The organism is Paracoccus sp. MA (genome assembly GCF_020990385.1).
Classification (GTDB): Bacteria; Pseudomonadota; Alphaproteobacteria; order Rhodobacterales; family Rhodobacteraceae; genus Paracoccus.
Genome location: NZ_CP087597.1, coordinates 289,166 through 303,061 on the forward strand (window position 1 = coordinate 289,166; position 13,896 = coordinate 303,061).

Consider the following 13,896-nt stretch of genomic DNA (forward strand, 5'->3'; position numbering starts at 1 on the left):
CGGCAAAGTAGCGCGGCTCGCTGGCGATCTGATCGGATCCTCGGGCGATCTGCGCTGCCCCCCTTCCGGTAACCGGGATAACGGAAGGAGCGCGCAACTGGACTGGCGCGATGCCGGGCAGCAGGCGCGGGACCATCCCTCCAGCAGGTCGCGGCTGGTCGCCCGGGAGTCCAGATTGAAGCAAAGTTATAATACAACTATTGACAATATAGCATATAGAAAACTAGAAGATGTTTGACATAACGGAATCAAGCAACATGCAGAACGGGGGCGGACCATGATCATATCCGATGTTGAGGTTCGGGTGTTCCTGACCACCACGCGCCGCCATTCCGATAGCGCGGGTCACGCTCATCCTGGCCCGGCTCATCAGATCGAGCAGGCGATGCTGACCATCCGCACTGAAGACGGCCACGAAGGCCATTCCTTTACCGCGCCGGAAATCGTTCGCCCGCATGTGATCGAGAAGTTCGTCCGAAAGGTTCTTGTCGGACAGGATGCCCGCGACCGGGAGCGGTTGTGGCAGGATCTGGCGCACTGGCAGCGCGGCTCGGCGGCGCAGCTGACCGACCGGACGCTGGCCGTAGTCGATTGCGCGCTGTGGGATCTGGCGGGGCGGGCCCTGAACCAGCCGGTCTACAAGCTGATCGGCGGGTATCGCGACAAGGTGCTGGCCTATGGCAGCATCATGTGCGGCGACGAGATGGAGGGGGGGCTTGCCACACCCGAGGATTACGGCCGTTTCGCCGAAACCCTGGTCAAGCGCGGTTACAAGGGCATCAAGCTGCACACCTGGATGCCCCCGGTCAGCTGGGCACCCGACGTGAAGATGGACCTCAAGGCCTGCGCCGCGGTGCGCGAGGCGGTCGGGCCGGACATCCGCCTGATGATCGACGCCTTCCATTGGTATCCGCGCAGCGACGCGCTGGCGCTGGGCCGCGGTTTGGAAAAGCTGGGCTTCGACTGGATCGAGGAACCTATGGACGAGCAGTCCATGTCGTCATACAAGTGGCTGGCCGACAATCTGGACATTCCGGTGATCGGCCCGGAAAGCGCAGCGGGCAAGCATTGGCACCGCGCGGAATGGATCAAGGCCGGTGCCTGCGACATCCTGCGCACCGGCGTGAACGACGTGGGCGGCATCACCCCGGCGCTCAAGACCATGCACCTGGCCGAGGCCTTTGGCATGGAATGCGAGGTGCACGGCAATACCGCGATGAACCTGCATGTCGTCGCCGCCACCAAGAACTGCCGCTGGTACGAGCGCGGGCTGCTGCATCCCTTCCTGGAATATGACGACGGTTTCGATTATCTCCGGCAGCTCTCGGACCCGATGGACGGCGAGGGCTATGTGCATGTCCCCGACCGCCCCGGCTTGGGCGAGGACATCGACTTCGACTTCATCGAAAACAATCGCGTGCGCTAGGCGAGAGGGCTGAAGATGAAGGAGATCCTGGCCTTCGGTGACAGCCTGACATGGGGCGCGGACCCGGCGACGGGGCTGCGCCACCCGGCGGAGGCCCAATGGCCGCGCGTGCTGGAGGCAGGGCTGGGCGGCCGGGCCCGCGTCATCGGCGACGGCATCGGCGGGCGCACCACCTGCCGGGAGGATCATGGCGGGCCGGCCTGTCGCAACGGCGCCAGATCGCTGCCGCAGGCGCTGGCGGCTGCCATGCCGCTGGACCTGGTTATCCTGATGCTGGGCACCAACGACCTGAAGGCGGTGCATGGCGGCCGGGCGGTCGGTGCCCAGGCCGGCATGCGACGCCTGGTCGAAATCATCGAGACTTTCCCCTACAAGCCCCGCAACGCGTGCCCGAAGGTGCTGATCGTCGCGCCACCGCATTGCGGCATGGCGGGCGAGCTGCCGCCGGCCGGCGGGCGCGAGATCGCGGAATCGCGGCGCCTGGGCCCGCTTTATGCCGCGCTGGCGCAGCAGCTCGATTGTGGCTTCTTCGATGCGGCGCAGGTTGTCGGACCGTCCCCGGTCGATGGCGTTCACCTGGAGGCGGATCAGTCGGCGGCGCTGGGCCGGGCGCTGGTCGCCCCGGTGCGGGCGCTGATCGAATAGCGAATGGAAGGAATTGCGGAGATTTCCGCAGTCGGCACGCCGCGAGCCTGGATCGCGGTCCATGGGAGGAAGCATGAGACATCTTTTCGCATCGGTGGCGCTGGCCGCCCTGTTCTGCGGTGCCACGCCCGTGGCGACCCTGGCCGAGACGCCCGACGACCAGCTGATCGTCGCCACCGTCATGAGCAATATCCTGACGCTCGACCCCGCCGCCATCACCGGACGCGAGACGGTGCAGGTGCTCAACAACATCTATGACACGCTGGTCGTGCTGTCGCCCGATGGCAGGGACCTGCATCCGCGCCTGGCCGAAAGCTGGGAGGTCTCGCCCGACCGGATGAAGATCACCTTCAGGCTGCGGCCGGACGCGGTCTTCGCCTCGGGCAACCCGGTCACGGCGCAGGACGTGGTCTTCAGTCTGAAGCGCCTGCTGACGTTGAATCTGGCGCAATCGTCCTTCCTGAAATCGCGCGGCTATACGGCCGAGGCCGCAGACAGGCTGTTCGTGGCCCAGGACGACCATACCTTCGTTCTGAACCTGCCCGAGCCGGACGATCCGAAGCTGATCCTGATGGTCCTGGCGCAGAACGGGCCCGGCTCGATCCTGGACAGCAAGACGGTGCTGGAGAACGAGCAGGGCGGCGATCTGGGCGCGAAATGGCTGACGCTGAACTCGGCCGGCTCCGGGCCGTTCACGCTGACCAGATGGGCCTCGAACGAATATATCATCCTGTCGCGCAACGATGACTACTGGGGCGAGGTGCCGGCGATGAAGCGCGTGCTGATGCGCCACCTGCCGGAATCGCAATCCCAGCGCCTGATGCTGGAACAGGGCGATATCGACGTCGGCTATTCGCTGCTGGCCCCCGACCTGAAGGCGCTGGAGAGCAACGACAGGATCAAGATCGAATCCACACCCGGCGCCGGGTTCTACTATCTGGCGGTCTCGATGAAGGATCCGCGTTTCGCCGACCGCAAGGTGCGTGAGGCGCTGCGCCTGCTGATCGACTATGACGGGTTGGACAAGGCGGTGATGCCCTATTATGGCAAGCTGCACCAGCGGCCGATCACCACCGGTGCGTTGGGCCAATTGCCGGATCCCGGCTACAAGCTGGACGTGGAAAAGGCCAAGGCCCTGCTGGCCGAGGCAGGTTATCCCGACGGTTTCAAGACCACATTGCGGGTGCTGTCCGAGGAACCGTTCCTGAAGGCGGGCACCGCGATTCAGAACACCCTGGCGCAGGCCGGCATCCAGGCCGAGCTGATCACCGGTTCCGGCGACCAGATCTATGGCGCCATGCGCGACCGCAACTTCGAACTGCTGGTTGGTCGGGGCGGCGGCGGCCAGCAGCCGCATCCCGATAGCAACCTGCGGGCGCTCGCCTTCAATCCCGACAATTCCGATGAGGCCAAGCTGACCAATTACCAGGGCTGGCGCACCAGCTTCTTTGACGAAAAGCTCAACGGCATGATCGAGGATGCGCTTCTGGAGCGCGACCTGGAGACGCAGAAGAAGAAATACGAGGATATCCAAGCCTATATGGATCAGACTGTCATGTCGATCCTGCCCTTCTCGGAGACGGTGGATACGGCGGCTTTTCAGGCGGATGTGCATGGGCTGATCGTCAATCCCTGGCTGACCCGCTTCGAGGTGGTGACCAAGGAGCGCTGATCTCTCGATCCTCCTGGCCGGATCGCGGGCGCAACCCTTTCGACGGTTGCGCCCTTTTCCGTTTGCCCGGCCTGCCGCGGGGCGCCCCGCAAAGCAAAAGGACCGCACCACGATGTGCGGCCCCTTTTTCCATGGCGGCGAGGGGGGTCAGACCTGGCCTTCGTATTCCAGCGAGGCTGCGATCAATTCTCGGGCATAGGGATGCGTGGCGCCATTGCCGGGGATCGCCTCGCGCGGCAGGACCTCGGTGATCTCGCCATGCAGCATGATGGCAAAGCGGTCGCACATGTGGTCGACCACCGCCAGGTCATGGGTGACCATGATATAGGTGAAGCCGCGCTCCTCGCGCAGTCGTGACAGCAGGTTCAGGATCTCGGCCTGCACCGAAACGTCCAGCGCCGAAGTCGGCTCGTCCAGAAGCAGCAGCTGCGGCTCGAGGATCAGCGCTCGGGCAATGGCGACGCGCTGGCGCTGGCCGCCCGAGAGCTGATGCGGGAAACGGTCGAGGAAATCGATCGGCAGGCCGACATCCACCATGGCCTGCCGCATGCGGCGCTGCGGGTCGTCCAGGCCGTGGATCCGCAGCGGCTCGGCTAGCGCGGTGCGGACCGACTGGCGCGGATGCAGGCTGCCATAGGGGTCTTGGAACACCATCTGCAGCATCCGGCAGCGTTCGCGCACCGGCAGGCTGCGAATGTCGCGGCCGCCTATGCCGACCCGCCCGGTCCAGAAATCGTTCAGCAACGAGATGCAGCGCAAGACCGTCGACTTGCCCGAGCCGCTTTCGCCGACCAGGCCGAAGCATTCGCCCGGCCGCACGTCGAAACTGACGCCGGGCAGCACCCGTGTCAGGCCGAAGGAGATCTCCAGGTCGCGGATTTCGACTGCGACGGTCATGCCAGCGGCTCCTCTTTCCATTCCGGCCGCCGGTCCAGAACCGCCAGCGGCGCCCGGCCGCCGCCGATGCGCGGCTGTGCGGCCAAAAGCCCGCGGGTATAGGGGTGGCGGGCGCGGTCGAAGGCGCCGGCCTGCAAGACCTCGACCACGCGGCCGGCATACATGATCAGCACCCGATCGCAGAAATTGCGCACCAGATTCAGGTCGTGGCTGATCATGATCAGCCCGATGCCCCGGTCGCGCACCAGACCGTCCAGGATGTTCAGGACCTGCAGCCGCACGGTCACGTCCAGCGCGCTGGTCGGTTCGTCGGCGATGACCAGGTCTGGATCGGCCAGCAGCATCATGGCGATCATCACGCGCTGTCCCATGCCGCCGGAAATCTCGTGCGGGTAGAGATCATGCACCCGCTCGGGGTCGCGGATCTTCACGGCGGCCAGCATCTCCAGCACCTTGGCCCTGGCCTCGGCCTTGGAACATTTGAAATGCCGCAGATAGGTTTCCGCGACCTGGTGCCCGACACGCTGGATCGGGTTCAGGCTGAACTTGGGATCCTGCAGGATCATCGACATGCGCCGGCCGCGCACTTTCAGCATCTCGGTCTCGGTCAGGGTCAGCAGGTCCATGTCCTGAAAGCGCAACGCGTCGGCGCGGATCTCGGCCCCCGGCAGCAGGCGCAGGATCGCCCGGCCTACAGTGGACTTGCCCGAGCCGCTTTCGCCGACGATGCCCAGCCGCTCGCATCCCAGCGAGAAGCTGACGCCGCGCACGGCGTCCGAAGGCGCGCCGGGATAGCGGATCGAGAGGTTCTTCACGTCAAGGATCGGCTTTTCCATCGGCTTACCTCCGGTTGACCTGTTTGGGATCCAGCGCGTCGCGCAGCCCGTCGCCCAGCAGGTTGAAGGCCAGGCTGACGCACAGGATGGCGAGGCCGGGGAAGGTGACCAGCCACCAGCTGTCGATCATGTAGCGCCGGCCGGTGGCGATCATCGCGCCCCATTCCGGCAGTGGCGGCTGCGCCCCGAGGCCCAGGAAGCCCAGACCGGCGGCGGTCAGGATCACCGTCGCCATGTTCAGCGTCAGCCGGATCAACACCGAAGGCAGGCACATCGGCATGATCGATTTCACGATGATGCGCATGGCCGAGGCGCCCTGCAGCCGCGCGGCCGAGATATAGTCGGCCTTGCGAAAGGTCAGCGTCTCGGCCCGGGCGAGCCGGGCGATGGGCGGCCAGGCGGTCAGGCCGATGGCAATGATGGCGTTGTTCAGGCTGGGCCCCAGCGCGGCGACGAAGGCCAGCGACAGGATCAGGCTGGGGAAGGAAAGGAAGATGTCGGTGATCCGCATCAGGATCGTGTCGAAGCGGCCGCCGATATAGCCGGCGGTGGTGCCCACCAGCAGGCCCAGCGGACCGACCACGATCGAGACCAGGAAGATGATCCGCAGCGTGATGCGCGACCCCCAGACCAGCCGGCTGAAGATGTCGCGGCCCAGCTCGTCCGTGCCGAACAGGTGGCCGTTGCCGGGCGGCTGCAGCACGTTGTTCAGGTCCTGCACATAGGGGTCGTGCGTCGCGATCAGCGGCGCAAACAGCGCCGTCAGGATCAGCGTCCCCAGCACCAGCAGCCCGAAGGCCGAGGTCGGCGTCCGCCACAGGAAGGCAACGATATTCTTCAGCGCCAGCACCGGCGCCGGCAAGCGTTGGGTGATGGTCGTCATTTCGTCCTCGGATCGAACAGCCGATACAGGATGTCGGAAAGCAGGTTCAGCACGATGAAGATCACGCCGACGATCAGCACGCAGGTCATCACCGCGTTCATGTCGCCGATGATCAGGTTGCTGGTCAGATACTGGCCGAAGCCGGGCCAGGCGAAGACCGTCTCGATCAGCACCGCGCCCTCCAGCAGGCTGCCATAGGCCAGGGCGATGATCGTCACCAGCTGCACCTTGATGTTGCCGAAGGCGTGGCGCCAGATGGTCTGCCCGCGCGACAGGCCCTTGACCCTTGCGGTGGTCATGTATTCCTGTCCGAGTTGGTCAAGCATGAAGCTGCGCGTCATCCGGGTGATATAGGCCGACGAGGAATAGCCCAGCAGTGCTGCTGGCAGGATCAGGTGGTTGACCGCCGACCAGAATACGTCCCATTCGCCGGCCAGCGCGCTGTCGATCAGCAGGAAGCCGGTGTGCTCGTCCACCAGGCCGATGTAGAACTGCTCCATCCGGCCCGAGCCGCCGACCCAGCCCAGCCCGGCATAGAAGATCAGCAGCGCGATCATCCCGGTCCAGAAGATCGGCATGGAATGGCCGAACAAGCTGAACACCCGCACGAGGTGATCGGGCCATTTGTCCTTGTTCACCGCCGCGACCACGCCCAGCGGGATCCCGAGGCCGGCGCCGATCAGGATGGCGAGCGTCGCCAGTTCGATGGTAGCGGGCATGACATGCAGGATGTCCTGGATTACCGGCTGGCCGGTACGGATCGAGGTGCCGAAATTTCCGGTGAAGACATCGCCCAGATAGCGCAGGAACTGCATCCAGACCGGCTGGTCCAGGCCCAGTTGCCGATAGACCATCTCATAGGTCTCGCGCGAGGCGTCCTCGCCCACGATGGCCCTGACAGGGTCGGCGGGCATCATGCGCCCGATGACGAAGGTCAGAAGCAACAGGCCGAACAGCGTGATCGCAATGGTCGCGACCTGCTCGGTCACCTGTTTCAGGCGAAGACGAGATGCGGTCATGGTTCCCCCCGGCGTCATGGCGCCCGCGCGGACGATTCTGACAGAAACGACAACTTATCCTACAAGTTAAGTATACCTGTCATTCAGGATGCGGGGAGTCAAGCAGAAGTCACAGAAAATCGTCCCGGCGCGGCGAGAAACAGTCGATCAATTCACCCTGTTCCAGGCAGATGCAGCCATGTTCGATGCCCGAGGGGATCACCAGGCTGTCGCCGGCCGACAGCTGGTAGCTCTGGCCGTCGCGGTAGAATTCGAAGCGTCCCTTCGCGACATAGGTCGATTGCACATGCGGATGGCTGTGCAGCTTTCCCTTGGCGCCGGTCTCGAATCGAAAAGAAACCACCATCTGCGCCGCCGATTCGGCCAGCACCTGGCGGCGGACACCGGGATCGGGTTCACGGACGGGATAAGTGGGCAGGGTCATAGGGCATGCCTTTCTTGGATGATAATTGAACCTATAACCTATCAAAATATATCATACAAGATTGGTCAGGGCTGGCGGCGCCCGGCCCGCAGCAATTCCTGATAGCGTTCCAGGCTGCCGCGCAGATGTTCGCGCATGCGGTCGCGCGCCGCGTCGGCGTCGCCGCTGGCGATGGCATCGACGATGCGCTGATGCTCTTCCAGCAGATGCTTGTTGTAATCCTTGGGCCGCGCGCCCGGTGCGCCGCCCTGCAACTCTCCGCGCGGAATGATGCCCGAGCGGATCAGTTGCAGGAACTCGGAAAAGCGCCGGTTCTGGGTTGCGTCGGCGATGGCCAGGTGGAAGGCGAAATCGGCATCGCGGGTCGGCTGCCCGGCGCGAAGGCAGGACTCGACCGTGGCATGGGCGTCATAGATTTCCTCGAGCTGCACGGCCGAGCGGCGCGTGGCGGCAAAGGCCGCCGCCTCGATCTCGCAGGCGGTGCGCAGTTCCAGCAATTCGATGACCGAGGAGATCCGCTGCGTCGTCAGGTCGTCGAACGCCCGGCCCGGCCGGGTCGAGGGGTCCAACACGAAGACGCCGGCACCCCGGCGCGCCTCGACCAGCCCGTCAGATCGCAGGGCGGCGATGGCCTCGCGCACAACGGTGCGGCTGACGGAATAGATCCGGGTCAGCTCAGCCTCGCTGGGCAGCTTGTCGCCCGGCCGATACTGCCCCGTCCCCAGCGCATGGCGCAGCTTGACGCCCAGCCGCGCCGAAAGCGAACCCGTGCCGTCCTGCATCGACACCTTGGCCATGTCTGTCATCTGGCTTCCTGCTGGTTGTCTGACATCTTTCACGCCATAGCTAGCCCGAACCGGACCGGGCAGGCAAGCCCAGGGACAGGGTTTTCTGCAGCCAGCCGAAGGCAGTTTCTTGCCGGTCGGGCCGGAAGTGATGCCCGCCCGCGAAGCGTCGGGCCTGCAACCGATGCCCGGCGCCATGTGCGGCCCAGACCTGCGCCAGCCGATCGAAGGCAGGGTCCACGGCTGCGGCGGGAAACAGCGTATCCTCGGTCCCGGTCTGGAAGCAGGCGGGTTTCGGCGCCGCCAGTGCCGCCAGGTCGGGAATGTCCAGATCGCGGAACAGCAGTGGATGCGTCATCCACCAGGCGGATTGACCGCGGATATGGTTGTTGCCTTCGACCAACAGGCCGGGCAGGCTGGCCATCCAGCACGCGGCGACCATGGCGCCGACATGCGGCGACAGCGCGGCCACCTGCCAGGCCCGGAACGCCCCCATGGAAAAGCCGACCGCTGCAATGCGCGCCGGGTCGACTTGCGGGATCGAGGCCAGATATTCCGCCGCACGCATGTCCTCCCAAGCCATCAGCCCGGCGGGAGTCAGGCCGATGTTCATCAGATTGGCCGCCAGCGCCTGCTGCGCTTGGTAGCCCTGGCCTTGCCGCCCGCCCCAACTCAGCGCGTCGACGGAGAGAACCGCGAAGCCGCGCCGCAGCAGTGCGGTGCCAAAGGGGGCGCCGCCGAAGAAACGGTCCCACCACGCTTGTGCCACCGGCGGCACCGGGCCGGGCGGGGCCAGACATTTCTCCTTGCCGATGCGGAATTCCGAGCCGTGGTCGTGCAGCGCCAGCACCGCCGGAAAGGGACCCTCCCCCTTGGGCAAGGCCAGCAGCGCAGGGGCGGTCAGGCCTTCGGCCAGAGTCAGCCGCAACAGCCGCACGACATGGTCGCCGCGATCCGCCTCGGTCAGCACGACGGGCGCGGCATCGACGGACGGCAGGTCCGGCAGGATCAATTCGCGGACATGGGGCAGGGTGCGGTCCCGCCATGCCGCTGCATCCTCCTCCGCGGCCAGGGCGCGTCGAAAACCGCGCCGCGCCGCATGGGCCAGCAGCGCGGGGACCAGATTGCCGGGGGAGATTGGCATTGCGTCCTGGTGGGCGCCGCTTTCCCCGGTTGCCATTATCCGGCCTCAGCGGCGCAGGGCGCGCAGGTATTGCCGATAACGCTGCTGGCCGTTGCGCAGGTGCAGCCGCATCGCGGCGCGGGCCGCCTCCTCGTCATTGGCCTGGATCGCAGAGAGGATCTCTTCATGCTCGCGGTCCAGGACAGCCAGGTAATCGGGCGGCGTCAGCATCTCGCCTTCGCTGCTGATGGCGCGGCGTGGAATGACCGCGGTGCCAATCAGCTGCAGGAATTCGGGGAAGCGCGGGTTGTTGGCCGCCTCGGCGATGGCCAGGTGAAAGCGGAAATCGGCCTCTGCCGTGGGTTGGCCGGCGCGGCCGCGGGTGCGCAGCTCGTCAAAGGCTTCGATGATCTTTTCCTCCTGCGCGGGCGAGCGGCGCAAGGCCGCAAAGCCGGCGGCGTCGCCTTCGACGGCGGTGCGCAGTTCCAGCATTTCGATCAGCGACGAGACCCGCGCCAGATCGAGGTTGCGAAAGGCCAGCCCCTCGGGCGCGGGCGGTTCCAGCACGAAGACTCCGGCGCCCTGGCGGGGCTCCAGCAGCCGTTCGGATTGCAGCGCCGCCACTGCTTCGCGGATCACCGTCCGGCTGACCCCGAATTCCTGGGTCAGCCGCGCCTCCGAAGGCAGCCGGTCGCCGGGCTTGTAGCTGCCCTTGGCGATCTGTGCCCGGATCGCCTCGCGTACCTGGGTAACCAGCGTCTGGCCCGGCGGCGCTGGTGCCGGGGTCGGTGCAGGGGAGGACGGGGGCTGGGTCATGCGCGGGTCCGGTGCGGTTGCGGGCTAGGAATGGCGCGCCCCGGTCCGGGCGCGGCACGATGTTGTCACGCTTCGACTTCGGGCACCAGCGCCACCGGGAAGTTCTGGTAGCTGACGGGGCGCAGGAAACGGCGGATCGACAGGGTGCCGACCGAGGTGGCGCCGAAATTGGTGCTGGCGGGGTAGGGGCCGCCATGGACCATGGCGTCGCACACCTCGACCCCGGTCGGAAAGCCGTTGACCAGCACGCGGCCGGCCTTGCGCTCCAGCACGGGCAGCAGGGATTGCGCTTCGGCCAGGTCGGCATCGTCCATGTGGAGGGTCGCGGTCAACTGGCCGTTGAGGCCACGGGCGAGCCGCGCCATTTCGTCCGCGCCGGAAACCCGGATCACCAGACCCAGCGGGCCGAAGACCTCCTCGCCCAATGCGTGGTCCTGCAGATAGCTGGCGGCGTCGGTCTCATAAAGGTTCGGGCGTGCCTCGCGGCCTTCGCTTTGCGTCGAAACAAGCGGTTTCACGGCATTGCGAGTCTCGAACCGCTGCTTGCCGTCGCGATAGGCGCGCGCGATGCCGTCGGTCAGCATGAGTTGCGGGCCGACCTGTGCCAGCGCGTCGGCTGCCGCCTTGACGAAGGCGTCGCCGGCCTCGCCGGTGCCGATCACCGCGATGCCGGGATTGGTGCAGAACTGGCCGGCGCCCATGGTCAGCGATGCGGCCCAGCCCTTGCCGATTTCCGCGCCGCGAGTGCGGGCGGCCTCGGGCAGGATGAACATCGGATTGACCGAGCCCAACTCGCCGAAGAACGGGATCGGCTCGGGCCGCGCGGCGCAGAGGTCGAAGAGCGCCCGGCCCCCGGCAAGGCTGCCGGTGAAGCCCACGGCCTTGATCAGCGGATGGGTGACCAGCGCCGCGCCCACCTGGCGGTCGCCGCTCTGGATCAGGCTGAAGGTACCGGGATGGATGCCGCAGGCGGCGATGGCGGCATGGATCGCCTCGGCGACGATCTCGCCGGTGCCGGGATGGGCGGAATGGCCCTTGACGACGACCGGGCAGCCGGCGGCCAGCGCGGCGGCGGTGTCGCCGCCGGCGGTCGAGAAGGCCAGCGGGAAATTCGAGGCGCCGAAGACGGCGACCGGGCCGATGGGGCGCTGCACCATGCGGATGTCGGGACGCGGTGCGGGCTGGCGGTCGGGCTGGGCGGGATCGTGGCGGCGGTCGAGGTAGTCGCCCTTGCGGATATGGTCGGCGAACAGCCGCAGCTGGCCGGTGGTGCGGCCGCGCTCGCCCTGCAACCGTGCCTCGGGCAGGCCGGTTTCCTGGCTGCCGATCTGGGTGATGGCTTCGGCGCGGGCCTCGATCTCGTCGGCGATGGCGTCGAGGAAGGCGGCGCGGGTTTCGCGCGACGTATAGCCGTAGGTCCAGAAGGCGTCCTCGGCTGCCTCGCAGGCGCGGGCGACCAGAGCGGGGGTGCCGATGCCGAATTCATGCGCCGGACCGTGGGCGGGCTCGCTGGTGAAACGCCGCTCGCTGGCGATCCATTCGCCGGCGAGCAGATGCTTGCCGTGGGGGGTGAAGGTCATGCGTCTTTTTCCTGATAAATGGGATATTCTGTGAATATGCCGCCCTGGTACAGTGCCACCGCCTCGTCGGGCGCGGGACGGGGCACGGTCGCCTCGATCTTCGCGCGGAAGGTTTCGGCATTGTCGCGCGGTGTCCAGCCCAGCCAATCCAGATGACTGTTGTCCCACCAGCCCTGCGTATTGGCCGAGGCGCCCCAGATGACCGGGCAACCCAGCCGCTCGACGCGGAACACCGCCTCGATCAGGGACAGCAGATCGTCATGCGACAGCCAGCTGGCCAGCATGCGATGATCCTCGGGCGCGGGCGTGGCCGAGCCGACGCGGACCAGCGCGGTCTCCTGGCCGAATTTCTCGAAATACATTCGGGCCAGCGCCTCGCCGAAAACCTTGGAGACGCCATAGAGGCTGTCCGGGCGCAGCGTGGTGTCGGGGCCCAGCCGGTCGGTCTGTTTCCAGAAACCGACGGTGTGGTTCGAGCTGGCGAACAGGATGCGCGGCTGTCCGTGCCGGCGGGCGGCTTCATAGAGGTTATAGAGTCCCAGGATATTGGCCTGCAGGATCGGGGGGAACGGCATTTCGACCGAGACGCCGCCGAAATGCACGATGCCGTCGCAGCCCTGGACCATGCGGTCCACCGCCCCGGCATCGGCCAGGTCGCAGGTCACGATCTCTTCATGCGGGGCCGGGTCGGCGATGGGCGCGATATCGGCCAGCCGGATCGTCCGCGCCAGCGGTGCCAGCCGGGCGCGCAGCGCGCGACCCAAACCGCCCGCGGCGCCGGTGAGCAGAAGTCGGTTCATCAGCGGCTGGTTCATGCGGCGTTCTCCAGCAGGAAAGCGTCAAGGACGGGGCGCGGCAGCAAAGCGCCGGGATGCTGGACCACCAATGCGGCCAGGCGCTGGCCGGCGGCGACCGCGCGTATCGGGTCGGCGCCATCCAGACGCGCGGCCAGATAGCCCGCGTTGAAACTGTCGCCGGCGCCGGTCGTGTCCACCGGCCGCACCGGCACCGGCGCGGGCAGTTCCAGGCTTTGGCCGTTCGACCGCAGCGCCAGAGGGCCGTTGCCGTTCTTGACCACGATCTCGGCCGCGCCGGCGGCGGCATAGCGCGCCGCGGTGGCCTGCGGGTCCGCGTCGCCGAAAGCCGCAGCCTCGTCGTCAAAGCTGGGCAGAACGATACGCGACAGCCCGGCGGCGGCGGTGATCGCCTGGCGCGCGGCCTCGGCAGATTCCCACAGCTGCGGGCGGATGTTCGGATCGAAGATCACGTGGCGGCCACGCAGGGCCGACAAGAGCCGTGCACGGGCATCGGGCGCGAGAATCGCCAGGGTGATGCCCGAGAGATAGAGCGTGTCGGCACCGCCGCAGGTGTCGCGCAGCCAGTCCGGGTCGTCGGCCATCAGCCGCGCCGCCGACTGGCCGCGCCAATAGGCGAAGCTGCGCTCGCCGTCCTTCTGCAGCGCGATCATGTAGAGGCCGATCCCGCGCTCCGGGTCGCGGGTGATGCGATCGGTCCGCAGGCCGGCCGCCGCGATTTCCGCCAGCGCCTGATCCGACATCGCATCCTGTCCCAGCCGCGTGGCATAGCCCACGCGCCAGTCCGGTCGCAGCGCCGCCAGGTAGAAAGCGGTGTTGAACGTGTCGCCGGCCAACCTCTGCCGCCACAGGTCCTCGCCCGCGTTCGAAAGCTCGATCATCACCTCGCCCAGAGCAAGGAAACGCATGACCCCTCCTTTTGGCCTGCGAAAGCGCCTTGGCGCCCGGCCGTCATCCCGCTTGACTTGGAAAACA

General features: G+C 66.6%; 14 protein-coding genes. 3 read left to right on the top strand and 11 right to left on the bottom strand.

From position 1 onward, the window contains the following. Positions 1-277 precede the first annotated feature (277 nt). The 3 genes from LOS78_RS01475 to LOS78_RS01485 all read left to right on the top strand — a co-directional run bounded on the left by LOS78_RS01475 (position 278) and on the right by LOS78_RS01485 (position 3,743). A complete protein-coding gene (locus tag LOS78_RS01475) occupies positions 278-1,426 on the top strand; it encodes a mandelate racemase family protein (RefSeq protein WP_028716278.1) in 1,149 nt (382 codons plus the stop codon). A gap of 15 nt (positions 1,427-1,441) precedes the next feature. Then, the gene (locus LOS78_RS01480) at positions 1,442-2,071 is read left to right on the top strand and encodes an SGNH/GDSL hydrolase family protein (protein WP_230376561.1); all 630 of its coding nucleotides are present in this window, start codon (positions 1,442-1,444) and stop codon (positions 2,069-2,071) included. A 73-nt stretch (positions 2,072-2,144) separates the two neighbouring features. After that, positions 2,145-3,743 (top strand): ABC transporter substrate-binding protein, encoded by a 1,599-nt coding sequence (locus LOS78_RS01485; protein WP_230376562.1) that lies wholly within the window; start codon positions 2,145-2,147, stop codon positions 3,741-3,743. Between the two features lie 147 nt (positions 3,744-3,890). On the opposite strand, the gene LOS78_RS01490 is transcribed toward LOS78_RS01485, so the two are convergent. The 11 genes from LOS78_RS01490 to LOS78_RS01540 all read right to left on the bottom strand — a co-directional run bounded on the left by LOS78_RS01490 (position 3,891) and on the right by LOS78_RS01540 (position 13,829). Continuing rightward, complete coding sequence (locus LOS78_RS01490) at positions 3,891-4,640, bottom strand: ABC transporter ATP-binding protein (protein WP_028716281.1); 750 nt, start codon at positions 4,638-4,640, stop codon at positions 3,891-3,893. Further along, positions 4,637-5,476 (bottom strand): ABC transporter ATP-binding protein, encoded by an 840-nt coding sequence (locus tag LOS78_RS01495; protein ID WP_230376563.1) that lies wholly within the window; start codon positions 5,474-5,476, stop codon positions 4,637-4,639. Before LOS78_RS01495 ends, LOS78_RS01490 begins: the two co-directional genes overlap by 4 nt. A gap of 4 nt (positions 5,477-5,480) precedes the next feature. Continuing rightward, positions 5,481-6,359 (bottom strand): ABC transporter permease, encoded by an 879-nt coding sequence (locus tag LOS78_RS01500; protein ID WP_028716283.1) that lies wholly within the window; start codon positions 6,357-6,359, stop codon positions 5,481-5,483. Then, positions 6,356-7,378 carry an ABC transporter permease gene (locus LOS78_RS01505; RefSeq protein ID WP_230376564.1) on the bottom strand — a complete coding sequence of 341 codons (1,023 nt, stop codon included), beginning with the start codon at positions 7,376-7,378 and terminating at the stop codon, positions 6,356-6,358. Before LOS78_RS01505 ends, LOS78_RS01500 begins: the two co-directional genes overlap by 4 nt. 109 nt (positions 7,379-7,487) lie before the next feature. Further along, positions 7,488-7,802 carry a cupin domain-containing protein gene (locus LOS78_RS01510; RefSeq protein ID WP_230376565.1) on the bottom strand — a complete coding sequence of 105 codons (315 nt, stop codon included), beginning with the start codon at positions 7,800-7,802 and terminating at the stop codon, positions 7,488-7,490. 65 nt (positions 7,803-7,867) lie between these two features. Continuing rightward, positions 7,868-8,608, bottom strand: coding sequence for a FadR/GntR family transcriptional regulator (locus LOS78_RS01515; RefSeq protein ID WP_084648046.1), 741 nt, complete (start codon positions 8,606-8,608; stop codon positions 7,868-7,870). Positions 8,609-8,648: 40 nt separating this feature from the next. Beyond that, positions 8,649-9,731 (bottom strand): dienelactone hydrolase family protein, encoded by a 1,083-nt coding sequence (locus LOS78_RS01520; RefSeq protein ID WP_230376566.1) that lies wholly within the window; start codon positions 9,729-9,731, stop codon positions 8,649-8,651. 45 nt (positions 9,732-9,776) lie between these two features. Further along, complete coding sequence (locus LOS78_RS01525) at positions 9,777-10,526, bottom strand: FadR/GntR family transcriptional regulator (protein WP_028716287.1); 750 nt, start codon at positions 10,524-10,526, stop codon at positions 9,777-9,779. Positions 10,527-10,591: 65 nt separating this feature from the next. After that, a complete protein-coding gene (locus LOS78_RS01530; protein ID WP_230376567.1) occupies positions 10,592-12,106 on the bottom strand; it encodes an aldehyde dehydrogenase (NADP(+)) in 1,515 nt (504 codons plus the stop codon). After that, the gene (locus tag LOS78_RS01535; protein WP_230376568.1) at positions 12,103-12,921 is read right to left on the bottom strand and encodes an NAD(P)-dependent oxidoreductase; all 819 of its coding nucleotides are present in this window, start codon (positions 12,919-12,921) and stop codon (positions 12,103-12,105) included. The genes LOS78_RS01530 and LOS78_RS01535 overlap by 4 nt, the downstream gene beginning before the upstream one ends. Beyond that, entirely contained in the window at positions 12,918-13,829 is a 912-nt protein-coding gene (locus LOS78_RS01540; RefSeq protein WP_230376569.1) for a sugar kinase, read from the bottom strand. Before LOS78_RS01540 ends, LOS78_RS01535 begins: the two co-directional genes overlap by 4 nt. Positions 13,830-13,896 lie beyond the last annotated feature (67 nt).